The 25508-nt window shown below is 39.5% G+C and carries 22 protein-coding genes; 8 read left to right on the forward strand and 14 right to left on the reverse strand.

Annotated features, from left to right (window positions below; translation table 11 throughout):
* Positions 1-118 precede the first annotated feature (118 nt).
* Positions 119-1570, forward strand: coding sequence for a carbon starvation CstA family protein (locus tag ABC361_RS15705; protein ID WP_413074822.1), 1452 nt, complete (start codon positions 119-121; stop codon positions 1568-1570).
* 32 nt (positions 1571-1602) lie between these two features.
* Here ABC361_RS15705 and ABC361_RS15710 read toward each other — a convergent pair whose 3' ends face one another.
* From ABC361_RS15710 to ABC361_RS15735, 6 genes are all read right to left on the reverse strand, one after another.
* Positions 1603-3261: an alpha-keto acid decarboxylase family protein gene (locus ABC361_RS15710; RefSeq protein ID WP_413074823.1), complete on the reverse strand. Its 1659-nt coding sequence runs from the start codon at positions 3259-3261 to the stop codon at positions 1603-1605.
* 1197 nt (positions 3262-4458) lie between these two features.
* Positions 4459-6006, reverse strand: coding sequence for a glutamine-hydrolyzing GMP synthase (guaA, locus tag ABC361_RS15715; RefSeq protein WP_413074824.1), 1548 nt, complete (start codon positions 6004-6006; stop codon positions 4459-4461).
* Positions 6007-6207: 201 nt separating this feature from the next.
* Entirely contained in the window at positions 6208-8388 is a 2181-nt protein-coding gene (locus tag ABC361_RS15720; protein ID WP_413074825.1) for a transglutaminase TgpA family protein, read from the reverse strand.
* A complete protein-coding gene (locus ABC361_RS15725; RefSeq protein ID WP_413074826.1) occupies positions 8378-9550 on the reverse strand; it encodes a DUF58 domain-containing protein in 1173 nt (390 codons plus the stop codon). The genes ABC361_RS15720 and ABC361_RS15725 overlap by 11 nt, the downstream gene beginning before the upstream one ends.
* Complete coding sequence (locus tag ABC361_RS15730) at positions 9547-10494, reverse strand: AAA family ATPase (protein ID WP_413075788.1); 948 nt, start codon at positions 10492-10494, stop codon at positions 9547-9549. Before ABC361_RS15730 ends, ABC361_RS15725 begins: the two co-directional genes overlap by 4 nt.
* A 204-nt stretch (positions 10495-10698) precedes the next feature.
* Positions 10699-11283, reverse strand: coding sequence for a thioredoxin family protein (locus tag ABC361_RS15735; protein WP_413074827.1), 585 nt, complete (start codon positions 11281-11283; stop codon positions 10699-10701).
* Between the two features lie 131 nt (positions 11284-11414).
* Between ABC361_RS15735 and ABC361_RS15740 the strand changes: the two genes are divergently transcribed.
* Complete coding sequence (locus ABC361_RS15740; RefSeq protein ID WP_413074828.1) at positions 11415-12365, forward strand: metallophosphoesterase; 951 nt, start codon at positions 11415-11417, stop codon at positions 12363-12365.
* 73 nt (positions 12366-12438) lie between these two features.
* On the forward strand, positions 12439-12720 hold the full coding sequence (locus ABC361_RS15745) for a hypothetical protein (protein ID WP_413074829.1): 282 nt from the start codon (positions 12439-12441) through the stop codon (positions 12718-12720).
* A 37-nt stretch (positions 12721-12757) separates the two neighbouring features.
* On the opposite strand, the gene ABC361_RS15750 is transcribed toward ABC361_RS15745, so the two are convergent.
* The 8 genes from ABC361_RS15750 to ABC361_RS15785 all read right to left on the reverse strand — a co-directional run bounded on the left by ABC361_RS15750 (position 12758) and on the right by ABC361_RS15785 (position 20698).
* On the reverse strand, positions 12758-12997 hold the full coding sequence (locus tag ABC361_RS15750) for a spore coat protein (protein WP_413074830.1): 240 nt from the start codon (positions 12995-12997) through the stop codon (positions 12758-12760).
* A gap of 76 nt (positions 12998-13073) precedes the next feature.
* Entirely contained in the window at positions 13074-15047 is a 1974-nt protein-coding gene (locus ABC361_RS15755) for a penicillin-binding transpeptidase domain-containing protein (RefSeq protein ID WP_413074831.1), read from the reverse strand.
* A 566-nt stretch (positions 15048-15613) separates the two neighbouring features.
* The gene (locus tag ABC361_RS15760; protein ID WP_413074832.1) at positions 15614-16192 is read right to left on the reverse strand and encodes a nitroreductase family protein; all 579 of its coding nucleotides are present in this window, start codon (positions 16190-16192) and stop codon (positions 15614-15616) included.
* Positions 16193-16397: 205 nt separating this feature from the next.
* A complete protein-coding gene (gene ehuA, locus ABC361_RS15765; RefSeq protein WP_413074833.1) occupies positions 16398-17219 on the reverse strand; it encodes an ectoine/hydroxyectoine ABC transporter ATP-binding protein EhuA in 822 nt (273 codons plus the stop codon).
* Positions 17216-17896 (reverse strand): ectoine/hydroxyectoine ABC transporter permease subunit EhuD, encoded by a 681-nt coding sequence (gene ehuD / locus ABC361_RS15770; RefSeq protein ID WP_413074834.1) that lies wholly within the window; start codon positions 17894-17896, stop codon positions 17216-17218. The genes ehuA and ehuD overlap by 4 nt, the downstream gene beginning before the upstream one ends.
* Positions 17893-18564, reverse strand: coding sequence for an ectoine/hydroxyectoine ABC transporter permease subunit EhuC (gene ehuC / locus ABC361_RS15775; protein ID WP_413074835.1), 672 nt, complete (start codon positions 18562-18564; stop codon positions 17893-17895). Before ehuC ends, ehuD begins: the two co-directional genes overlap by 4 nt.
* Before the next feature lie 77 nt (positions 18565-18641).
* The gene (gene ehuB / locus ABC361_RS15780) at positions 18642-19517 is read right to left on the reverse strand and encodes an ectoine/hydroxyectoine ABC transporter substrate-binding protein EhuB (protein ID WP_413074836.1); all 876 of its coding nucleotides are present in this window, start codon (positions 19515-19517) and stop codon (positions 18642-18644) included.
* A gap of 368 nt (positions 19518-19885) precedes the next feature.
* A complete protein-coding gene (locus ABC361_RS15785; RefSeq protein WP_413074837.1) occupies positions 19886-20698 on the reverse strand; it encodes a DUF6612 family protein in 813 nt (270 codons plus the stop codon).
* Positions 20699-20931: 233 nt separating this feature from the next.
* Here ABC361_RS15785 and ABC361_RS15790 point away from each other — a divergent pair, with 233 nt between their 5' ends.
* From ABC361_RS15790 to ABC361_RS15810, 5 genes are all read left to right on the forward strand, one after another.
* On the forward strand, positions 20932-21888 hold the full coding sequence (locus ABC361_RS15790) for a glycosyltransferase family 2 protein (protein ID WP_413074838.1): 957 nt from the start codon (positions 20932-20934) through the stop codon (positions 21886-21888).
* Entirely contained in the window at positions 21872-22291 is a 420-nt protein-coding gene (locus tag ABC361_RS15795) for a GtrA family protein (protein WP_413074839.1), read from the forward strand. The genes ABC361_RS15790 and ABC361_RS15795 overlap by 17 nt, the downstream gene beginning before the upstream one ends.
* On the forward strand, positions 22281-24866 hold the full coding sequence (locus ABC361_RS15800) for a YfhO family protein (RefSeq protein ID WP_413074840.1): 2586 nt from the start codon (positions 22281-22283) through the stop codon (positions 24864-24866). Before ABC361_RS15795 ends, ABC361_RS15800 begins: the two co-directional genes overlap by 11 nt.
* A gap of 118 nt (positions 24867-24984) precedes the next feature.
* Positions 24985-25149, forward strand: coding sequence for a hypothetical protein (locus tag ABC361_RS15805; RefSeq protein WP_413074841.1), 165 nt, complete (start codon positions 24985-24987; stop codon positions 25147-25149).
* A 92-nt stretch (positions 25150-25241) separates the two neighbouring features.
* Positions 25242-25424, forward strand: coding sequence for a hypothetical protein (locus tag ABC361_RS15810; RefSeq protein ID WP_413074842.1), 183 nt, complete (start codon positions 25242-25244; stop codon positions 25422-25424).
* Positions 25425-25508 lie beyond the last annotated feature (84 nt).

Raw genomic sequence — 25508 nt, forward strand, 5'->3', positions numbered from 1 at the left:
TTTCTACGTCTTATCATCATTTTTTGACATCTCACGACAAAAAACGTCATTTCCGTCATGAAATTGTATATACTTTCTTCATGAAACCGCATACACATCATGCGAGGGGAGAACGTATATGATTACTTTTTTAATTGCTTTAGTCTTACTATTTGTTGGTTATTTAACGTACGGCAAATTTGTAGAAAAAGTCTTTCAACCAAAAGCAGACCGTCCTACACCAGCCTATACACAAGCTGATGGCGTCGACTACTTGCCGATGGGTAAAAATAAAAATGCCTTAATTCAACTTATTAGTATTGCAGGTGTCGGTCCCATTTTTGGTCCGATTATGGGTGCGCTTTATGGACCAGTTGCCTTTATCTGGATTGTACTAGGCTGTATATTTGCAGGAGCTGTACATGACTATTTAACAGGTATGATTTCGATTCGAAACGGTGGCGCCCATTTGCCAGAACTTGCAGGGCGATTTTTAGGAAAAGCAATGAAACACGTTGTAAATGCTTTTTCGATCTTACTTTTACTTCTTGTTGGTACTGTATTCGTTGCATCACCGGCAGACTTACTTTATGACTTAGTCAATGGTTCTGTTCCTGTTATCATTTTTGTTGTACTTATCTTTATATATTTCTTATTAGCAACGGTTCTACCAATTAACAAGATTATCGGAAATATTTACCCTTATATTGGTGCTTTGTTAGTGTTTAGTACTGTCGGTATTGGTATTGCTCTTGTTTGGCATCAAGCGCCAATTCCAGAATTATCGCTTGAAAATACACACCCAGCTGGAGCAGCGATTTTCCCACTGTTATTTTTAACAATCTCATGTGGTGCATTATCTGGATTCCATGCAACCCAATCGCCAATCATTTCAAGAACGACACAAAACGAAAGCCAAGGCCGTCGAATTTTTTATGGCATGATGATTGCTGAAGGTATGATCGCAATGATTTGGGCAGCTGCGGCAATGAGTTTATTTGATGGCCCTGTTAGTTTGAATGAATTGATTACGACCATTGGTACTGGTGGAATTGTATCAGAAATCTCTACAGCTATGCTTGGTCCAGTTGTTGGTACACTAGCGATTCTTGGTGTAATTATTCTTCCAATTACGTCTGGAGATACGGCTTTCCGTAGTGCTCGAATGATTATTGCTGACTACATTAAAGTACCACAAGTAAAAATTATGAACCGTATTTGGATCGCAGCACCATTGTTCATTGTGTCTATTTTCTTAACGACTGTTGACTTCACCATGTTATGGCAGTATTTTAACTGGGCAAACCAATCTACAGCTGTTATTGCACTTTGGATCGGGGCAATGTTCTTATATATCGCTCGCCGAAACTACTGGATTGCGATTATTCCAGCTTGGTTTATGAGTGTGACGGCTACCGCTTATATTATGAACGCACCAATAGGCTTTAATTTACCGATGCAAGTCTCTGTCATTATTAGTATTCTCTTTACCGTGTTGTTAACCGTACTCTTCTTCAGGGCTGCTAGCAAACGTCGAGCAAGCAATCATCCATTAGAAGACGATGTGTCTGACTGGAAACAAAGCGCATAATCCAATAAAGAAGAGTAACGCTCACGTGAGCGCTACTCTTCTTTTTTAAATGCTCGAATTTGTTTTACATAGTCTGGTGCATCCATTGGATCATCAACAACTAATTCTACCACGCAAAGTTGATCAACATCGTTTACTTTTTGAAGAACCTCTTTTAGTTCCATCGTTGTTTTCGCCGTGAAGCTGCTTGCGCCTCCGCCAAAGCCTTCAAGAAGCGCATCATAATTCCACTTTGGAATCTCATTGTAGTCTTGCTCTTTCGTTTCCGTATTTAAATATTTTTCAATTGTGTAGCCCTGATTATTTAAGATAAAAATAATTGGCTTACAATCGTAATAAAGCATTGAACTGATTTCTTGAGCAGTTAGCTGTAGCGAACCATCTCCTGTAAAAAGAAGAGTTCGACGGCTTGGTGCTGCAATACTCGCTCCGAATGCAGCTGCTGTTGCAAACCCAATCGACTGCCAGCCGCCTTGCTTTAAATAGCTAACCCCTTTTTTCATGCGGGCTTGAGACATTCCATAAAAGAACGTTCCCGTTTCGACAACAACAACATCCTCTTCTTTAATAAAGTCTTGCAACATCGGGTAATACTGTTTTGCACGTAATGGCCCGTCCTCAACTTCCTTGCTGCTTCCGTACGGGAAGGAAATCGTCCTTTGATAAGATTTATCTTCTGATAGATTGAGTTGCCCAATTTGTTTCAATACATCATACGCCTTTACCTGCTCATACGTTGCATGCTCAACTCTTACATAGTGAGGCTGAATGTCTATAAGCTGTTCTTTTTGTATCGATGCAGTGAAATTTGCTGTGTTCGTATCTGCCCATACGAGACCGACACCAATGACGCAATCAGATTGTTCTACTATGTCTCTCACTTCATGGCTGCCAAAATCTCCTGCGTACAACCCAATGTATTCGTCTAAACTTTCGTCGACCGATCCTTTTCCATACATCATGCTGGCTACTGGAATATGGAACGTTTTCGTAACGGTTTGCATCATCTTTTCTAATTCAAAACTCTTTACTTTCGTATCAACAAGCAAAACTGGCTTTTTACTCTCTTTCAACTTTACATCAAGGTGACGAATTGCTTGGTCAAGGGTTTGTTGATCGGTTTCAAATACCTCAATTGGGTTCGTCTCTGCTTCTATTATTAACTCATTTATAAGGTCATCTGCAATCATCAAATAAACTGGTTTCTGGTAATCTTTTGCTAGTTGAATCGTTTTTGTTATTTCCGTTCTCGCATTGCTTGGTGTGACAACAGTCGAGTATGCCGAAATTTCTGCGAACATGCGCTTAAATACGCCAAAGTCGCCATTCATTAACGTATGGTGAACTTGTAAACCTTTTGCTTGTTTATCATGGTCCGGCGCACCAACAATATGAATAATCGGGATATTTTCGCAATTCGCCCCTGCAATTGCGTTCGCCGCGCTAAGTTCCCCAACACCGAACGCCGTAACAAGTGCGGAAATTCCATGCAGACGGGCATATCCATCCGCGGCATAACCTGCATTTAATTCATTTCGATTATGAATAAAGCGTATTCCGTCTGTTCGTTCTAGTGTATCAAGTAATGCAAAGTTATAGTCACCAGGAACACCAAATACGTCTTTTATCCCTTCCTTCCGTAATGCTTCATACAAATATTCCCCAATTGTTTCTGTCTGATCTGAAGCCATTTAAACCTCTCCTTTTCAACGTCTGTACAAAACGTATACCCTTAAATCCAAATCACACACCCGCTTAAACGAGATAAATCGTTTATCAACTAGCTATCTGCTTAAACGATCTTTACGTGTGTCATCAATCATCAAAAGCCTCTAACATAAAACAGCCGAAAACAGTCCCTATGACCTAATTAAAAATATTTAAACTTTTTCCTTTTTATAGGAGGTATTTAAAAAGTTATGAAGAATTATCTAATTGCAAAATTAAATTACACAAAAATCCTACATGGCTCTACTTCATTAGACAAAACACCCTTCTATCGTTCTGTCCCCATCCCTTTGGTCAAATGTCCCTTTATCGTCCTGCGTAAATCATTGAAAGGAGGTGAGTGCTTAAATTAATCGCACAACCCTCGCGCCCTAGTCTCTCTTAACTATGGCCTTCATCCCTTTTATCAAAGTGTTAGATGTGCTCTTCCCTCCCAGCATGCTCTTACACTCATTGGTCTTTCCTCATTGACCACTTATTTAATCTTATTCGTTAAGCTGTATTAAAAAGAGCCCTATAACCAACTGATGGTCTCTAGGGCTCAATTTAAAGCAGGAATGTAAAGGTCAGAGTCCTCATTTCTCTTTTCCTTAACATTCTTGTTTAACTCAAAAGGTGTGAGGGTATGTAAATAAGTTACAACCCCTATCTATTTGCCGTTATCTATGAGACACTTGTTCATAAGCCTAAAGCTAGGCTAATTAAGGAGAGTGCCTTATTTACAAAGTAGTTCGGTACGTTAATGGTATAGCAGAAAATGCTAAGACCATCAATTGCAACATAAAATCGTTTAAAGATTTAGCTTCTGCGGAACTAGAAATAAAAAAATTGAATTTAGATCTTATTCTCTTAGACAATGATGTTTGGGGAATTGAAGTGATATAAGTAGGCATGGCCTGCTTATTTTTTTGCCTTTTAAGCAGGACACTTTACTTGCAGACATGTATATCATTTTAAGAGCTTCCTCGAGTTACTTATTTTAGAGAAGATCAAGATAGAGACAACCCTAAAAATAACTTCAACAACACAAAAAAGCCACCTTCTCAATTGAAAAGAGAAGATGGCTTCAATTGTTTCCGACAATCTTTGTAGAGAGCTTAAGAACTTAAAACGTAGTTTTCCAATTGAAGCCAGCGTTTCTGTCAATTCTCAAGAACGTGTTACTCCCACTCGATTGTGGACGGTGGCTTACTCGTTACGTCATACACGATACGGTTTACGTGAGCAACTTCATTCACAATACGAGTAGAGATAATCTCTAACACATCCCAAGGGATACGTGCCCAATCAGACGTCATACCGTCAATCGATGTTACAGCGCGAATACCTACAGTATAATCATACGTACGAGCATCGCCCATTACGCCTACACTTCGCATGTTTGGAAGCGCAGTAAAGTACTGCCAAATTTCACGTTCAAGTCCAGCTTTTTTAATTTCTTCACGCAAAATCGCATCACTTTCACGAACGATGGTTAGCTTTTCATCCGTAATTTCACCTAATACACGAATGCCTAAACCTGGTCCAGGGAAAGGTTGACGCCAAACAATTTCATCTGCGATTCCGAGTTCTGAACCGAGGGCACGTACTTCATCTTTAAATAAAGCATTTAATGGCTCGATTAATTCAAAGCTCATATCTTCTGGTAAGCCGCCAACATTGTGGTGCGATTTAATCGTTTGGGCTGTATCCGTACCAGACTCAATAATATCTGTATAAAGAGTTCCTTGAGCAAGGAAGTCCATTTTCTTATCTTTTAATTTCGCTGCTTCCTCGTCGAACACGTAAATAAATTCATTCCCGATGATTTTACGCTTTTGCTCAGGGTCTGTTACACCTTTAAGTTTTCCTAAGAAGCGATCAGCTGCATCAATTTTGACGACATTCATATTGAAGCCTTCACTGAATGTCTCCATGACACTCTCAGCTTCATCTTTACGTAGTAATCCATGATCAATAAACATACACGTTAATTGGTCACCAATTGCTTGATGAATTAAAACAGCTACGACAGAAGAATCAACGCCACCGCTTAACGCACATAAAACGTGACGATCGCCGACTTGCTCACGAATCTTTTTGATTTCTTCTTCAATGAAATTCTCCATTGACCAATCGCCTTTAGATCCACAAATTGTGAATGCAAAGTTCTTTAGCAATTCATTTCCGAATTCAGAATGACGTACTTCTGGGTGGAATTGAACACCATAGAATTTTCTTGACTCATCGCTCATTGCAGCTACTGGGCAAGATGGGTTTGAACCGTCAACCGTAAAACCTTCTGGTGGTGCAATAATTTTATCACCATGACTCATCCAAACCGTTTGCTCAATCGGCAAACCTTTAAATAAGTCAGATTGATTTTCTACATGTAACACAGCTTTCCCATACTCACGGTGGGATGCTTTTTCAACTTTCCCGCCAAAATGGTGTGTCATGAGCTGAACACCATAACATATTCCTAAGATCGGAATACCTAAATCATAAATAGCTGGATCACAAGAAGGTGCTCCTTCTACGTATGCACTGTTTGGTCCACCAGAGAAAATAATCCCAATTGGATTTAATGCTTTAATTTCTTCAGCCGTAATTTTGTGAGAGTGTAGCTCACTATACACGCCTAAGTCGCGGATACGACGTGTAATCAATTGATTATACTGGCCTCCGAAATCAAGAACAACAATTGTTTCATGATTCGTCACTTGCATCTTATTCACCCTTTATCCTGTTTTCTTCCTTTATTTAAAAAGTTATGAAGCGTCCTAAGCAAACAAAACGGCTACAAAAACAATGAACATTCCATTGAATTGCAGCCCTAATTTCGCGCTAGCTTTCAAACTCTTTTTAGTATGTGCATAATTAAATAGAACTCATTCAACTTTAATCATAACAAGCAAGTATTCCGCAGGTCAAGAAGTGATTTGATTCAGCATTTTTTTCCAATTTTCATCAAATTTCTGCTTATTTAACTGCTCTTTGTTGTCACTATATAGAAATTGCTCATACGTTGCTGCCAACTGCACCATCGGCCTATCATGAAGCGCCAACTCTTTTTCTACATATTGAGCGTACTCCCGTATTGTTTGGTTTTCTGTTCGTTTCACTCCATACAATCGTAACAACCACAGTAAGCGCTCAAAGGATTGTGCGTAATCCTCTACTGATTGAGCAGATCGCTGTTTCCGGTTTACATAGCTTGTACTTAGTCTCTTTCGGAAAACAAACACAAGCGTACCGAATACAATGAATAAACCAACACTGGTTCCAATAAGCCAACCATACGATTGTCCATCATTTGAAGCTGCCTCGTCATTTGTTCCTTCTTCTGCTTCTTCAATCTGCGCTTCTTCTTCAGGCAGCTCAAAATCCTCTTGCTCTTCTGGTGTCGGAATTTCTTCTAAATCGTTATTTTCAAGATCCAGTTGTTCTTGTTCAAAATTAAAGCCAGTAAAACTAGGCGTGGGTTCAAACGATACCCATCCAGCACTCGGAAAGTAAACTTCCACCCAAGAATGCGCATTGTTGTTAGAGATTAAAAACGATTGATTGTCTTCATTTGATTCAATGAGTTCACCTTCCGTAAACCCTTTTACCCATCTTGTCGGAATATCAAGGGTTCGAAGCATCACTGCCATCGCCGTTGAAAAATTATCGCAATAGCCTCTTTGCGTTTCAAATAAAAATTGGTCCACATAATCTTGATTGGCACTAGGGACCGGTACATCCTCTGTTTCATATTGAAATTCTGGACCCCGCAAATACTGTTCAATCGCCCTTACTTGATCATAGACAGTCTCACTCGTTGCCGTTATTTCCTCAGCAAGCTCTTGGACGCGATCAGGTAACGCTTCAGGTAGCTGCGTATACGCATCCATTTCAAGGCCTGAAAACCCTTCCTCATCTTCTTTCAATGCAGCTATTTGGAACGTTTGCTCAAAGTAGGCTAATTCATACTGATTGGGCGGCGCTTGTCCATTTAAGAAAGTCGCTTGATTTGATACCGGATGAATGACTACCGGTTCAACTTGTTCCGTATGAACATTTTCAATTTCATTTGAGAGTAACTCTCCTGGATAAAAGAAATGATTAAAACGCTGCTCTCCTTCTCCATAAAACTGCAGCTGCGCTTCTTTTTCTTCTCGCTCAACTGGTTCAAGTTCGTCAGGCTGTATAGGTGGAGATACATGCCCCTCGTTCGTTTCATCAACTGATAAATCCCAACCAGATCCAGTGTAAACATTTTTCGTTTCGCCTTTCCAATACTCCCCCTGCTCCATGGTTGCTTCAAAAACAGGCGTGTCATCTTGAACAAATCCACCACCTAGCATACTGTCATCTTCACTATAGCCAATACGCTGAATCGGTGTGCCACCACTTGCAAAACCAAATACAGATTCAAGAAATGGAACAGGGTCTGACCATTGAGGCTCAGGTTTTGGCATCACAAAACTTAAAGAAGCGGCAGTTAAGATAAAAACGCTTATAAAAGCCATGACTTTCCCTAGTTTCGCAAAAGAAAAGTTGCCATTTTTCTCCCCATTTTTTAATAAACGAAGCGTCACTACAAGGAGCATTCCAATTATAAACAAACGAACGATGGAAGCTTCCCCACTATATTCTGTGAATGAGTCAATCGCCCCTACATAAACAACGCTTACAATTAAAAACAGCAAGATCTTTCTTACATGAACGATCCAATAATGAAGCAAATAACTTAAGATTGATAATAAAACAATGAATAGAAACGTACGAAATAATTCAGAGAGCTCTAATACATTGCCTGCAAGGATATAAACGATGTTATCAAAAAAATCTTGTGCCACTAGGGAAAACCAAGATTCTTGGGCTCCTTGACTGGAAGGAAAGAGCCAAAATAACGCTCCAACAGTAACAACTACTCTTAATAAAAAAGAGAGAATGATCGGTAGTCTTAAAAGCGTAACAATAAAAAACACCGCTGCAATGACAATAAATGCCGTGACGCCTCCACCACTCGTAATGTAAGGAACGGGATAGAGCCATTCGAGTAATAGAATAAATCCAAGGCCATATAAAAAATAATCGCGTAACGCATGATTGTTATGATTCACTTTTTTCACCCCTTACATGATGGTGATGGGGGATAAACACATGCCCTCCCGCTTTACGAACTTCTAGGATATGATCTTGTGTCAGTGCTTCGGTTACTACGAGATAAACGTTTATGCGACTCGTAGCCGTAGTACGAACCAAATGAAGAATTGTCTTTGACAAACGAGGTGTTATGAAGAAATAAAGTCCATCTTTTTTTTCAGGCAAGAACCAATCTGCTTTCGTTTGTGGGACTGGATTAATCATGGCAAATAACCGTAACGTGTGCTTCCATTTTTTTTGCGTGAGTTCTTTGCGGATCCACCCATCGTTATAAACAAACAAGGTTGTATGTATACGATCTTGAATGAGCGTAGACGTTATCGAAGCCGCATCCTTAATACTCTCTTCATATTGTAAAGGGTTGGCAAACGCATCGTCATCTGTTGCGTAATGAACAACAGTCACACCTTTATCTTCTTCCGTTTCAAATTCTTTCGTTAAGAGGCCACTTACACCAGCTGAACGTTTCCAGTCAATTTTACTTAACCGATCTCCTGCAACGTATGGCCTAATGCTCGAAATTAGATCTTCATTTAAGCCTTTTCGAACATGCTTCGCTTGACTAGAATAAGCAAATAATTCATGTTTGTTGGCAATTGTATAAAACGGTGGTGAAACAACGACTTCGGTATTTACTTGTAATGACCGCTTCACCCAGATTAATCCGAATAAATCATTGGCATACACACTTGCTTGATTGAACTGATACACCCCTCTTTGCAAACCCTTTGCATCATAAGAAAGCGTGAACCGGTTATCAAACGAAAACGAAAAGAGCTGCTCATTTTTTTCAGATATAAACGTGTCTGGCGTGCGGTCAATGAGTTGGTAATAGAAAAACGGAATGTAAGCAGGCTTGGACAATGTTACTTCCACAGTTACAACTTCCCCTACTTCAATGCTATTGTTTTGCAACGTTCGATCTATCTTTAAGCCAATGACAGAAAGAAACGGAATCATGCAGGAAAAAAGAAAGACAAACACCAACCCGTAAAAAAGAAACCAACTAACAAACCCACCTTGAAACATCGCAAACATAAAAGAAAGTGAGAAGATTGCCATGGCTATAAGCCACCTTAAAACAAATCGACTCGCCTGCTTTATCGTGGATGTATTCATTTAAAATTGTCCTTTTTATCCATTACTGGTACACGAATATGTGCGAGAATGCCTTCGATCACTTCTTCCACTTTCTTTTCTTTTACTAAAGACTCATTTGTCAGTCGTATCCGGTGACTTAGTACAGAAGACGCAATTTCTTTCACGTCATCTGGCGTCACGAAATCTTTTCCGTTTATTAACGCATTTGCTTGACTTGCTCGCATAAGGGCAATCGTCGCCCTTGGACTTGCGCCTAGTTCAATCGCTTTACTCATTCTTGTCGCATGAATAAGATTGACGATATACGTTTTAACAGCTTCATTTATATAGATGTTTCTCGCAACTTTTTGTAGTGTAATCACTTCTTCTAACTCAATCACATTCGTAATTGAATGAATCGGGTGTTCCTTCTCTACTCGATTTAATAACTCAAGTTCTTCTTTTACTGATGGATACCCTAAATTGATTTTAATCAGAAAACGATCAAGCTGAGCTTCTGGTAATGGAAATGTCCCTGCATATTCAATTGGGTTCTGCGTAGCTAGCACAAAAAACGGCGCGTGAATATTCATGGTTTCACCATCAACTGTAACATTCCCCTCTTCTAAAGCTTCGAGTAACGCTGACTGCGTTTTAGGTGAAGTACGATTGATTTCATCAGCTAGTACCACATTCGCAATGATTGGTCCTGCCTTAAATTCAAATAATTGAGTTTTTTGATTGTAAATGGCCACACCTGTTACATCTGAAGGAAGCAAATCGGGTGTAAATTGAATGCGTTTGAATGAACCTCCAATGGTTTTAGCCATGGCTCGAACGAAGACGGTTTTTCCTACTCCAGGCACATCTTCTAGTAAAACATGACCACCTGCTAACAACGCAACGAGTGAAAGTTTTATCTCTTTTCGTTTCCCTATCATGACGGTTTCTACATTATCGATTATTTTATCTATTGTTAACATATGCGAATGTAAAATGGTCTCCAACGCTTAAATCCCCCTAAATCTGTACTTTTCCATATTGTAACATCTCTATCTTACTTATTAACAGTCGCTTTATAAATAAAAAATGCCAACTTTCCACATTGTGTCTCTTATGAAAATAGCCTTTGACTCTAAACGTACAAAGGCTCTTCAGTATAATCAAAACCTAACATCTCGCCGCCGTTAAAGCGCAGGAAATGTTCTGAACACAGTTAATAGATCTTTTTCAACAGCCGTCCACGTTGATTTCTCTTTAAATAGTTGATGCATTTTCGGAAGAAATATCTCTTTAAATTCTTTTTCGTACGTTGGTGCATCTTTTTCAGGTAAAGAAGTTTTATAACTTGAAACGACTTCCTCAATTTCTTGTGCTCGCGGTCCCCATTTTGCAATTTCCTCTCCCTTTTCATTCATAAAAAGAATGATTGGAATTGAACGAGCTCGCCCGTTTGTTAAATGTTGATCCATGAGCTCTAGATTTTCATCTCTAATGAGAAATCGACATTCCATTAAGCTATTTTGCGTCAATTTCAGTAATACAGGAATATTTACCATCGCATCGCCACACCAATCGGCGGTTAGTACAACCGCTTTTATCCCTTTACCTACTGAGGCTTGCGTAACTTGCTTTGCTTCTTGACTAAGTTGGTAACCATGAAAAATGGAGATTAGCGATTCTTGGTTTACCTGCATGGATTCAATATATTCTTGCGTGGTCATTCCTTTATCAAACCATTTTTTTAAATACATATCTGTTGTCTCCTTCATAACATCTTCACTCCTTATAGTTTACCATAATGTAGCGATCCAACTCTGCAAATTAGCTTATGTCGCTTTTGCAATGGGACTACATAAAATTTCCTCTAAATGACACACTACAAAGATGAGGGAGTGATTAAATGAAGTACATCTTAAAAAAGAAAACATGGTCTTTATTCATTACAATGTTCGCCGTATTAATGTTCTTTCAGTCTTCTCATCCAGTTGATGCTAAAAATGACAAGTCATTCTCTTTTGTCTGGATGTCAGACACCCAATACTATTCACAAAAATACCCTTATATTTACGATCATATGACATCATGGATTGCTGAACATGCGAAGGAAGAATCGATCAAATATGTCATACATACAGGTGACATTGTCGACAGAATGAATAATGAATTTGAGTGGGTTCAAGCCGATGTCGCAATGAAAAAATTAGATGAAGCAAACATTCCTTATGGTGTATTAGCAGGGAATCATGACATCGGACATAATGATCGAAACTATAAAATGTTTAAAACGTATTTTGGGGATGAACGGTTCAAAAACACGAAAGCATTTAAAGACTCTTACAAAGATAATGAAGCACACTATGATACGATTGTCGTAAATCGGCATAAATTGCTTATCTTATACTTAGGTTTTGGTTGGGACCAAGAAACCTTAAATTGGGCAGAAGACGTGTTGAGCGACCACTCTGACCATACTGTAATTTTAGCAACACATCGCTATTTACAAGTGGACGGTCAACGCTCAAAGGATGGAAATCTTCTTTTCGAGAAACTCGTGGTTCCACATGAAAATGTTCAACTCGTTTTAAGCGGACACTACCATGGGCATGCCCAACGATTTGATCGGTTAGACCAAGACGGAGATGGTATTAATGAACGTATCGTCGTACAATTATTATCCGACTATCAAAGTTATGAAAAGGGTGGAAATGGCTTTATGCGTATTTTAACCTTCCATCCAAATACGTCTACTGTCGAAATCCGTACCTATTCTCCATATACGAACGAACATTTACTAGAAGATGAAGAATTCCAAAAAATACCAATGAGTTTTCATTTTCCATTAACGTTCTAACTTTAGCCCAATTTGCGTTCGTGCTTCACCTTTCTTGGTGTACAGCCATATTGTGTACTAACCAAGAAAGGTGGTGCTTAATATGAGCTATTATCAAGCTGGTTACGGCAATCCATGTTGTCCTCCACCGCCTTGTGGAGGTTATGGCTATGGTCCTGGTCCCGGCGGTTATGGTCCTGGCGGCTACGGTCCTGGTTATGGCGGTGGTGGCTACGGTGGCGGCTGGGCCATCGGTATCGTCGTTGTTCTCTTCATTCTCATCATCATTATTGGTGGTGCAGGTTTCTATGGCGGCGGTTATGGTGGCGGCTTTGGTGCCGGAGGTTACGGTCCAGGCGGCGGCAAACCTTGTTAAACGAAAAGACAACAGCTTTTGCTGTTGTCTTTTTTTTCTAATAGTAGTATCCGCCACCATAAGGTGGATAACCGTATGGTGGGTAACCACCATACCCATATCCGTACCCAGTGCCGCCAAAAAGGTATGGCGCCACTAAAGCACCGCCTAAACCTCCAACAAAGCCACCTAACAGCGCATTTCCCCCTCCGTAAAAGGGTCTTCTTCCATAGCCATATCCATATGGTCTACGGTAGTCTTGTGGCATGTTTCTTACATACCTATAGGGTGGTTGCATGTTTTTAGACCTCCTAGCTTGTTATGAGGTATACTATGCGCCAGTAAACAGGCATGTGCGGAGCGAATGAAATAAATTAATCGAGAAATTGACCATAGATGTGGTCAATTATTGGTAAAACATCTCCACTGCCAACTCCATCTTGCATAACTGCAAGCAACAAACTCGGCTCGTCTCGATCATAACTTACGACCCAACCTAATGTATCTTCTCCAACCTCGGCCGTTCCAGTTTTTGCAGCAATTGAATGCCCATCCCTTTGCAACGAACCTGCCGTTCCAATCTCACTTGATACGACGTTTTCTAATGTTTCATCTACAAGGTTGGCTGTTTCCGATGATACTGGCTCTAAAGCGATTTGGCCTGTTTCCTCATCTTGATCTAATACTGGCCTTATCATTGTGCCTTCATTAACGAATGTCGTAAACATTGAAGCTAAATGAACGGGGTTCACTAAAATTTCCCCTTGTCCATATCCTGTATCTGCTACCTGTATTTCTGATTGAAAGCCATTTTCTCCCGTCAGCAACGAGGTTTGCAAAGGATACTCATACTCAAATGTTTCCCCAAAACCAAATAATTCCGCTCCAGCTTGCATTTGCTCTTCTCCTAGTGCTAATGCTGCTTGAGCAAAATAAATATTGTCTGAATAAGCCATTGCATCAAATAAATCTACAGCACCATTTGGATCCGTGACACGACGGACATGAAAACTCCCCCAATCCGAGTCATCTGGCTGCCATTCATGTCCAGGAACATCCATAGTATCTTCGGGATTTAACGTATCGCTTTCAAGACCAATAGAAGCTGTTACTGCTTTCATTGTAGAACCAGGAGAAAAGCGGTTATAAAACCGATTCAACAAAGGTTCAGCTTCATCCTCTTCTAACTCCTCGCGTTGATAACTAGACAGCCCTACCGTCATAAAGTTCGGATCATAACTTGGAGAACTCACTAGAGCTAGTGTTTCTCCTGTTTGCGGATGAAGTGCTACAGCCGTGCCTGGCTCTCCATCTAGTTCGTTCATTAACGCTTCTTGAATATCCATATTAATGGTTAAATGTACGTTGTCCCCATCAACTGCCTCTTGTTCAACAATTGTATCTTTTCGCTCTCCATCAGATCCAACTATAAAGATTTCGCCTCCAGGTGTACCTCTTAACTGTTCTTCTTTTATGCGTTCTAATCCAGTCTGACCAATTAAAGATTGTTGATTATAACCTTCCTCTGCCAATTCCTCTAGTTGTTCAGCTGAGATTGGGCGAATGTAGCCAATTAAATGAGCCGCCGCTTCTCCAAACGGGTACACACGTCCCTCTCCCATTTGATACGTAAAGCCAGGTACATCTTCGTGAATGTCTTCCACCATCTCTAATTCCGATTCCGGTAGTTGGCCAATAATGACGAGGCTATCTTCTTGGACCCAGCCTTGCTCTAGGATTTGTCGAATCGAATCTTCGGACCGATTCAATCGTTCAGCTAATTCCGCTATTTCTTCTTCCTCATTTTCAAAACGATTTGGAACGATAGCCAAATCCACAACTTGTCCATTTAGCGCTAAACCCTGACCCTCTTGATCAAAAATTTCTCCCCTTTGTTGTGTAGACGATTGATAATCAACAGTGTCATCTTCACCTAATTGAGGAAAAATTAAATGATGATCCCAATTAACTTCCCACGCTTCCTCCTCTTCTTGATTTAATACGAGCGGAAGAGATTCTTCAAATTCGTACGGTCCGACGAGCGTATTCATTGAAACATTTATAGAAATAGATTCTTGATTCTCACCTGAGAATTCTTCAGGATAGGAAGCCTCAATTGAAAAATCATTTACAAGTCCATCATAAATATTTTCATAGCGCTCGACAAACGCCTCTTCTGTTATCGCTTGCTGAGCATCCTCCGTTAGCATCTGATACATAGCTTCGTAATTACGGTCTTCCCAATTTTCAATATAGGTTTCAATTGAATCTTCCGGCGTTGTAGCTGAACATGCCGCTAAAAATAAGCCAACAATTGAAAAAGTAATGAATACGCTAGGTTTCTTCAATCCATCCAATCCCCTTTTACAACTAGATTTCATTTTCTTTACATTCACTTTATCACACTCATGAAGGGGATTGAACCGTTTTCCCTTTACGAAAACAGGTAGAAAGGACCCATTAAACCTTCGCTATTACTTACAGCACCAACATGGACTCACATCCACTTCTGTGAGTTTTCTTACCTCCCCACATACATTCAATTTCTTCTTCTTTTTCGAGGCAATTTCACAACTCGAATTTGATGCGGTAAAGACGTACGTTTTATTTAAAATGGCGAACGCTTTAACCACAGAACAAGCGCGACATCTATTTGCTCTGCGTTATCACTCGTCCTCACGGTGTCTTCTTTGCATCGGGCACTGCCTTAGCCAGTCCGTAAACATCTCCATTATCTGCGGACACGTGCTATTCCCGCAGGAGTCGTCGCCACTTAATATAACGAATGTTACAAACAATATTGTTATTATCCTGTTCCTATCTATTATGAAATTCATTCAATCAAATGAATGGTATATACCAAAAAAAGACGACTAACCCTTAGATTGGACCAGTCGTCTTCTCAATTAATTCCCTATTTATTAACGATCGTTAATTTATCTTTAATACTTGTCCGTTCTTTTGCTTCTGGAATAAAGTCTGCGTATCCAATCATCAACGTTCCAATAATTTTTTCGCCATCTTTCACACCAATTGCCTCTCTAAAGACAGGATCATAAATCCAGTCATTCGTCCTCCAAATCATTCCAATCCCTCGCGCCCAAGCTGCAAGTTGGAAGTTTTGAATCATAGCACTAACCGCACCATAGTCTTCATCCCACGTTTTCTGACGAGGATGTTCAGGCATTACGACCACAAGATGAATCGGAATTTGCCTGAAATAAGTTGCTTTTTTTTGCGCTTTTTCAGGTACACTTTGGTCTGCGCCCATTTGCGATTTCAAATAAGCTTGAATAAATGTTTCTTTTCCTTCATCTGCAAAAAGCAAAAAACGCCAAGGCTCAGTTAATTTATGGTTAGGTGCCCACTTAGCAACCTCTAGAAGCTCAATGATATCTTCCGTTGATAAAGCATCTGACTTAAATTTTTTGATTGATCGTCTTTCTTTTATGATTGTGTCGATTATATGTGCTTGATTCGTCATATCCATCATCCTTTTATCTAACATTACATTTAGTGTAGCGAATACATGTTATGAAAGCAAGGAATGATTCTCATTATCAATTATCTATGATTTAACGAATGCGAGGTGTACATTTTAGTTCCAATACGAAGAGACGTAACATTTCATGACCCTGAATTTCCTTACCGTTTAGAAGACAACCAGTCGCTACATATGAACAACTATTCGTTCATCACTATGAGTGAAATCTACCTAAAAACGATTTTAACCGGTCCGTCTTCGGGTTTTTTATTACTTCATCAGGCGTACCTTGTTCCGCAATCTTCCCCGCATCTAAAAAGAAAACTCGATCTGCCACATCCACAGCAAAATCCATTTCGTGGGTAATAAGCATCATTGTTGTTTCTCCCTCTGCTGCAATATCACGGATGACTTCTAATACCTCACCAACAAGCTCTGGATCAAGCGCCGCTGTAACCTCATCAAACAACATGACTTTTGGCTGCATCACTAAAGAGCGAGCTATGGCAACCCTTTGCTGTTGACCACCTGATAACTGGGATGGGTACATATCCATTTTGTCTTCCAAGCCAACTTTGGCGAGCATTTTTTTTGCTCGCTCTTGCGCCTCTTGTTTGCTAAGTCCTAATACATGAATGGGCGCTTCGGTACAATTTTTCATAATCGTCATATGCGGAAACAAATTGTATTGTTGAAATACCATCCCTATATTGCCTCTAACTTTTCGTAAATGCTTTTCATCTGCTGGAACAAGCTTTCCATCTACCTCTTTATGCCAAAGCATTTCACCGTCTACTTCAATTGTACCTTCTGTCGGTTGCTCTAACGTCATAAGCATACGAATAATCGTCGTTTTCCCCGATCCAGACGGACCTATTAACGCAATTTTTTCCCCTTTTTTGACGTCAATATTTAGTTCATTCAATACAATTGTATCGCCAAATGCTTTTTTCACATCACGATACCGAACAATGATATCTTCCGTGTTCTCATGCTCATCCCGCTGTTCTACTTCTTCTTTTACAAGTTCATTCATGTTTTAACCCCCCGTGTCTCAACTTTGTTCCCGTGTAAGTTCCCTACTTTCCTCTCTAGGTAACGAATCAACAATGCAGATGGATAACTTAATAGAAGGAATAGCAGCCCTACGATTGTAATTGGTTCCACAAAGCTATACGTTTGCGAGCCAATTGCTCGAGCTGTTGACATCATTTCCATAACGAATACACCTAGTAATAGCGGTGTCTCTTTAAATAAGACAATTAAGTAATTGCCAAGCATCGGAATGACTGGAGGCACGGCTTGCGGCAGGATAATTTTTCTCCACATTTGTGCTTTAGAAAAATTTAACGCTTGACCAGCTTCCCATTGGCTCTTCGGAACAGCTTCGATCCCGGAACGATATATTTCTGAAACATATGTTGCATAGTGAATACCAAGAACCACAACCCCTGTTTGAAATCCGGTTAATGGCGTTGTATAAAAGACAAAAAACAATTGCACAAGTGGTGGCGTAGCCCTTATGAACTCTACAATGCCACCAATGAGGAATGACACAAGCTTGATCTTTGAACGCCTTAATAATGCAAAAAGTAACCCAACTGTTAGTGAAATGATATAAGCAATCACAGTAACAGAAATGGTTACGGTAATAGCTGATAAGATTTCTGGAAAGATTTCAAACGCAAATTCCCAATCCCAAACGTCATTCATGAGGTACTCACCCCTTTAGAGACACGCTTTTCTAAATAGCGTGCTAAGAAAATAAGTGGCAATGCTAGCAGGAAATAGGCAAACAATAAGTATGTATAAATTTCCACTTGGCTACTAATCGCCGTATTGCTGCCTCGAAGTACGTTTGCGTTAAACGTTAAATCGGCCAATCCGATAAAATAAACTAATGATGTCCCTTTCAATAATTCGATTGCATTATTCCCAAACCCTGGTAGCATCAAGCGAAAGGCTTGTGGTAAAATGACAAGCCTTAACCGCTGAAATCTTGTCATATTTAAAGAAATGGCTGCTTCGGTTTGTCCGACGTGAATCGAATTAATCGCACCTCGTACAACCTCTGATGCATAAGCACCATAATTTAAGCCAACTGCTAATGAACCTGCAAGCATGAGGCTCATATTTAACCCATCGATCAGTTGAGGAAGTGCATAATAAAGAAAGAACATTTGTACAAGTAACGATGTGCCTCTAAACAATTCAACAAAGACTGCGGCAATACTTCTAACAACGCCATACTGAGACGTTCGCATTAAACCAGCGACGATGGCGATTGAATAAGCGATTAAAGCTCCATAAAGAAAGACCATTACCGTTGTCGTCAACCCTTGCAAAATAAATGGCACAAACGTACCAAAATTTGAAAACATAGCATACACCTCTCTTTCTACGAGAAAAAGCATGGTTATCGGCTATGCAGCACCATGCTTCGCTCATCTATTTCTTATTAGCTATCCATATTACATCGATCTTCTGTTGTAATATCATCTGGTGGCAAATTTGCTTCTGTGAATCCGAACTCTTCAATGATGTCTAAAAGCTCGCCAGATTCAATTAATTCTTGAAGACCTTCATTATACGCTTCTCTCAACTCGTCATCTGCAAATACAGCTGCACCATATGCCGTTACAGGTTCCCCATCAACAATTGGCTGTTCGAAATCTTCAACAAATTCTACTTGACCGGATTCATTATTTTGAGCAGCCGAGTTTGCTGTTGCATCTGTAGCCACCATGACATCTGCTGACCCGTTCTCAACAGCTGCAATGTTATCCGCAATACTCGAGCCTTGCATAAACTGACTGGAATCTATCCCTAAATCTTCAAGCATGCCAATTTGATTGGCACCTGACATAACGGCAACGGTCACATCGGGGTTTGCAACAAGATCTTCATAGCTATTTAGATTGAGCGGATTGCCTGATTGTACAACAATGCCTTCTCCATATTGGATTTCAATATCACCAAAATTCCCTGCATCACAGCGCTGAGGTTGAACATCCATCGCTGCTGTAGCCATTTCAAAAGAACCACTGTTTACACCTTCAATAAGTGCACCAAAATCATTAACCGTCCCTTCGATATCTTCATAGCCGATACTTTGTAACACAGCACGAGCAATCTCAGGAGCAGCCCCTGTTACTTCATTGTTTTCAACGTCAATGTAACCATATGGCTCTTCATTCGCTACACCCACACTTACAATTCCGCCACCGTCTTCGCCACTGTCTCCACCTGCATCGCCGTTATCATCACTATCTCCACATGCTGCAAGTGCCAATGTTGATACGAAAAATACGCCGAATATTCCTATTTTTCTCAATTCAAATGTTCCTCCTCTAGAATCATCACACAAAAAACAAGCTGTTTTAAAACGCGCAATGTTTCCCAACAACCTCTTTTTTGGCGACCAAATATAATATGAGTATCATCATAGCACACTTACAAGATTGACCAAAATCACTTTTTCCGCAAATATCCTCTCCTTTTGCCTTAAGACTCCTTTACCCACTCTCTCATTAAAATAAGCTCAAATAGCTTTAAAATAAGCGATTTTTCGGAAAATAACGTTAGCTTTTGCTTTTTTTCCTTCATTTGTGCACCTGTAACCTTGCGACTAGGTCTTTTCTTCCATAAAAACCTGGTTATAAAAAAAGAGTAAGGGGGATCGTCCCTTACTCTTAAATCGGTTTACTCTTGTTGTTGTTCCATTTCTTGTTCCATTTCAGCTTGCATATCGGCCATTTGTTCTTGAGCTTCTTCCAAGGAAATCGCCTCATCCATTGCAGATTCATCTACATCAGCTTCTTCTAATGCATCAAACTGACTAAATTCATAAGCAACTTCTTCAGAAAATGGTTGTCCTTGCTCCACTAGTTCGCCATCAATACTTAGTTGACTACTCTCCTGCAACAACGAATCTTTGTCAATAAGCATTTCGTAACTAAAGTCATTCAACTCAATATCAAGCTCTTCAGGACTTTGATTCATGAACGTAAGCACTAGTTCCGTCGCCTCTTCACTTGTTCCTGAGGCTGTTATTTGATAATGCTCCTCTGTTTCTTCCATGCTCAGAAGATCTGCATGATTCGCTAACGCTTCTAATTGATTTTCTGCAGGCTGAATAGCAGCGGGATCATCCATGCCAGCCTCTTCAGTTGGCACAGTTATCCATTCCTCAAGCATAGGATCTTGTTCGTAATATTGACCATCTTGGATAAACATCATTGTCTCCTGTGTTTCGTCAGTTTCAGGGTTACTCATAGATTGCACAGAAGAATAAGCAAACGGTTCACGAACAAGTTTCATTGTCGTTTCTAAACCTTGGTCATTTTGAGCTGACCCTGCTGTTGTATCCATTTGATAGCTTGTTGTTTCCGACATTGTATCGTGTGAATTTTGAAGAACAGTTTCTATATTTTCACTTGACTCTTCTGAACTTTGACATCCTGCAAGAGCCATTGCGGCTATTCCAGAAAAAAGAACAAACGATGTTTTTTTCATGGGTTCCACCTCTAAGCTTTGACTTCTAAGCTACCCTAACATAGAGACGCAACAGATTGGGGAGACTTGACCACATTTCACTGCTTTTTTATACTTTCCGTCATTTCAACTCACAGCTAAGATGTTTTTTAGAATCAACCATACTTTACAATATTTCTTTAAAACAACCGTAAGATTCAAGTCCGACAACAAGGGGTATAATAGGACTATTACTGGTTTATGGAGGATTTTTTATGAACAAACCACTTCTATCTATTATTGTTCCTTCTTTTAATGAAGAACAAAACGTTGAGCCTTTTTATTTTGCATTGAAAAAAGTGCTTGACCAAAGCCATTATCGGTATGAAGTGATCTATATTGATGACGGTAGTTCAGATTCTACACTCCCTCTGCTTCAAAGGCTTTCTACTTGGCATCCACAAGTGAACTATATTTCGTTTACACGAAATTTTGGAAAAGAAGCAGCAATATTAGCAGGTTTCCAGCATGCAAAAGGGGACTGTGTCATTGTTATAGATGCTGATTTACAACACCCCGTAGAATTAATTCATGATTTATTAGACGGGTATGAAGAAGGATACGATCAAGTCATTGCTTGCCGTAACCGAAAAGGGGACAACGTTGTAAAGACGGCGCTTTCGAAATTGTATTATAAAATGATAAATAAAGTGGTCGATGTCCGTTTGGAAGATGGAGCGGGTGACTTTCGTTTGTTAAGTCGTCGTGCAGTCGATGCTCTCCTTATTTTAAGTGAAGGAAACCGTTTCTCGAAAGGGCTGTTTTCATGGATTGGCTTTGATCAAAAAGTGGTTCATTATGAAAACGTAAGTCGTCAAAACGGCGATTCGAAATGGTCTTTACCGAAGCTAATCAATTACGGTATTGATGGAATCATTTCGTTTAATTTAAAACCTCTTCGCATTTGTTTTTACATGGGTGGTACAATTTTGCTCGCTGCACTTGTTTACATTTTCATTATGCTAACCCAAATTATTCGGACGGGAATTGATGTTCCAGGCTACTTCACCATTATCTCAGCTGTTCTCTTTCTTGGCGGGATTCAACTCGTCTCTCTTGGTATTATTGGAGAATACATTGGTCGAATTTACAATGAAACAAAGAAACGACCTCACTATTTAATTAAAGAAGCAAATGCAACTAAAGGAAAACGCTATGAACGCATTCAGTAATTTTTGTCAGAAAATCTATCGAAATCAATTTATGCGTTTTGCATTTGTAGGAGGGATAAATACGCTTGTCTTTTATTCCTTATTCCTCCTTTTCCATCAAGTGTTTGGTCTCTTTTATTTAGTAGCTCATATTACCGCCTTTCTTTTATCAATGGTTGTTTCCTACTTTTTAAACGTATTTTTCACATTTGGAGTAAAACCATCTTTAAAGACGTTTTTACAGTTTCCACTAACTCAAGTCGTTAATTTTAGCGTATCCACAACCCTCGTGTTTGTTTTCGTAGAATTAATTGGTTTATCTCCAGTTATTGCGCCAATACTTGCTGTTTTCCTTACAGTTCCTATTACGTATATTGTTACCGCAAAAATTTTAAAACGAGATGGAGTTTCCCATGAGTCTTAAAAAAGTCCTACTTCTAATTGGTGCAAGTATTGGCGTCGCCTTTCTTGCCCATGCTTTTTTTCTTTATCAATTAACAAATGGACAATTCATGGTCGGACCAAACGATGGTACTGCACAAATGCTCCCTTTTAAACAATTTCTATATAACTCGTTTAGCGAGGGAACGTTCTTTTATTCCCATCAATTTGGTCTTGGTGGAGGTATTTTCAGTCAGCTTGCTTATTACTTTTCAACAAGCACAGTATTTTTTGTTTCTTTTCTCTTTATCTTCTTAGGAGAATGGGTACAACTCTTTCAAAACCCTGACGACGTCCTTTTTTGGGCAAATGCAGCAGTATTTGTTAACATCTTCCGACTATCAGTCGTTATCATAATAACAACGTTTGTGTTTCGTTATTTTCGCATACGCTTCCTTTATGCTTTTTTAGGCGCTGTATTGTATGGCGCAAGTGTGATGTATTTTCGCCACGCATCGTTTTGGGAGTTTTTCGCAGATGCTTACTTATGGTTACCTTTACTAGTGTTGGGGGTAGAGAAAATCGTTAGAGAGAAGAAACCTTGGTGGTTTATCTTTGCAGTCGCGATCTCTATTATTAACAACTTTTATTTCGCCTACATGAACTTTCTATTTATAGCCATTTACGCAATTTTGCGTAGTTTTATAAAATTTTCACGTGACGAAATTTCATTGAAACAGCAGTTTCTTACATACTTGCCAGCCACCATTCTTGGGTTTTTTATTGGTTCATTTTCATTTGTACCAGCGGTTTATGGATTTTTAAACAATCAACGACCTCCTTTTGAACAATCAATAGAGTGGTTTCATTTTCACGATGAAATCTTTTTCACAAGCCGTTATCTTTTGATTCCTGCTTTGTTTATCTTGTTGATTTGTTGCAGGAGTTTATATCGCTTTAAACCGTTTCTTCTATTCACAATTCTTTCTCTCGTCTTTATCGTCTTTCATTATAGTCCAATGATCGGGAGTGTGTTTAACGGTTTCTCGGCACCCCAATATCGCTTTCAATACATGGGGGCATTTGCATTTGCTGCAGCTGTCGCAATCGGCTTAAGTAAGTTTCATCAAATCCCTAAAAATGAAAAGCGTCACGCGCTCATATTGACACTTTTCGTCTACAGCATTCTTTTTACGATTGGCTTATTGACAGATTCAAATGCGTTTCTTTCTTTTCAAGCAATCATTCTGTTAATTACAGCGATCGTAACGGTTTTATTTGGATTCTTCCAATTAAAGGGCCACTATAAAGCAACCATGCTTGGGCTGGTTGTAACGACCGTTGTTCTCCACCTCGGCGTTACAAATGCCTATCAAAAAGAGTGGTTGTTTGAAAGAGGAGATTTAAGCGCAACTTCTGAAGAATTCTTACAAAGTCATGCGTACAATCACACCAAACAAAAAGAGTTAATTGAGGCTGCTGACGTTCAGGAGCCCTTATCACGAATCGAGTGGGTAACGAATTTTAGAAACAATACACCCATGGTCCAAGACTTTAACGGCGTTAGTGCTTACTCAAGCGTGTTAAATCGTGAGTTGCTTTTCTTTTATTACACCGACCTGCAAATTGATATGAATCGAGAAAGCGTGAGCAGGTATTCTGGCTTCGGTGATCGTGCAAATTTGCATAGCCTTTATCAAGTCTCACATAAACTTGTTTCAAAAGAAGATCCCGACCCAATTCCATATGGCTTTTATGAAGTCGAAGAGAACGAAGACTATCGATTGTATAGAAATGAACTGATTCTGCCTTTTGCGCGCACGACGTCAAATCTTTACAGTAAGGACGACATGGCATCACTGAGCATCATGGACAGAGAACACGCCATGCTAAATGGCGTCATTGTTGAAGATGAACGCGCGAACGCTTCTTTTGAAGCCGAACGAACCGATCGAATCGGTGACACAACTATTACTGCAGTTGGAGGATCGTATCATAACGGAATTCTTACAGTTGAAGAAGACACAGGTGGAATTGATATTGAAATTGGAGAACGTGGTGCAGACGAAGTGGACGACTATCTTTCCTTCTATCTTCTAAACAATTCAAAGACAGCCCCTCTGTTCCCTTTAACGATTAATGAATTTGAGACAGATCGTAAATCGCTGCAGTCAATATACAAAACTGACATTAATCAATTAACGGTTCGTGTGGAGGCAAATGAAACAATTTCCTTAAGAGTTCCAGAAGGAGAATATACACTAGACCATCTCTCTCTTTACACAGAGGACTACGACCTGTTAGAAGTTCAGCAGGAAGAACATGAGACAATTGAAGTTGATGTTGATGGACGACATGTTGATATTGCATTAGATAATACTGACAACGAACAAATGCTCATGTTACCAGTTCCTTATGAAAAAGGATGGGAAGTGAAACGAAATGGGCAATCCGTTGACGTTGAACAAGTAAACTACGCGTTTCTTGGCGTTGAACTTGAAGAAGGACAAAATACCATTCAATTTTCTTATTTGCCACCTTTCTTTAAACCAACACTTGCATTATCAATCATCGGCTTGTTGCTGACGTTCATATGGGTGTATGCAAGAAGAAAATAATTTCTTCTTGCATCTACACTCATTTAATGATATTATGGAGTTTAAACCTATTGAAACGGATGAATTTCTAATTTTTCATAGGATTTAAAAAATTAATGAAATATGGAGGTGATTATGAATGAAACGCTTGTATATAAGCTATGTAACACTGCTTCTAGCTCTCGGTATCGTGTTAATTGCGTTTGGTGTTTTAGATAGCATCGCACCAACAATTGTATTTACCCTGCTTATCCTTGGATCGGTCCTCTCATTATTGTTTAGCCCTCGTAAAGCGCATAGTTAACGTCTTTCCCGAGCCAGTTACTTCAACTTTTTTGACCTAAGTCATTTCGTTCGCTACAATACTCTTAATAGATATTATGGCGGAGGTCGAACATGTCCAATCAATCAAACGAAAAGCCACCTAATGAAGCATTCGGAATGATATTTGGCTTACTAATCGCAGTTGGCGCAAGTATTGTTTTTGACAGTATTCCAATTGGAATTATTCTCGGAATTATTGTTGGAACAATGATTAGTTTCTATAGTAAGAAACCTAAAAAAAAGAATGAAGAATAACCGGCTCAGCATTGAGTCGGTTTTTCATATTCCCTTTTATAACAGCATAGACTGTTCATTAAGACTACGTAACCATGACACTTG

It is taken from the genome of Shouchella phoenicis, from assembly GCF_047238345.1.
Classification (GTDB): domain Bacteria; phylum Bacillota; class Bacilli; order Bacillales; family Bacillaceae_D; genus Shouchella.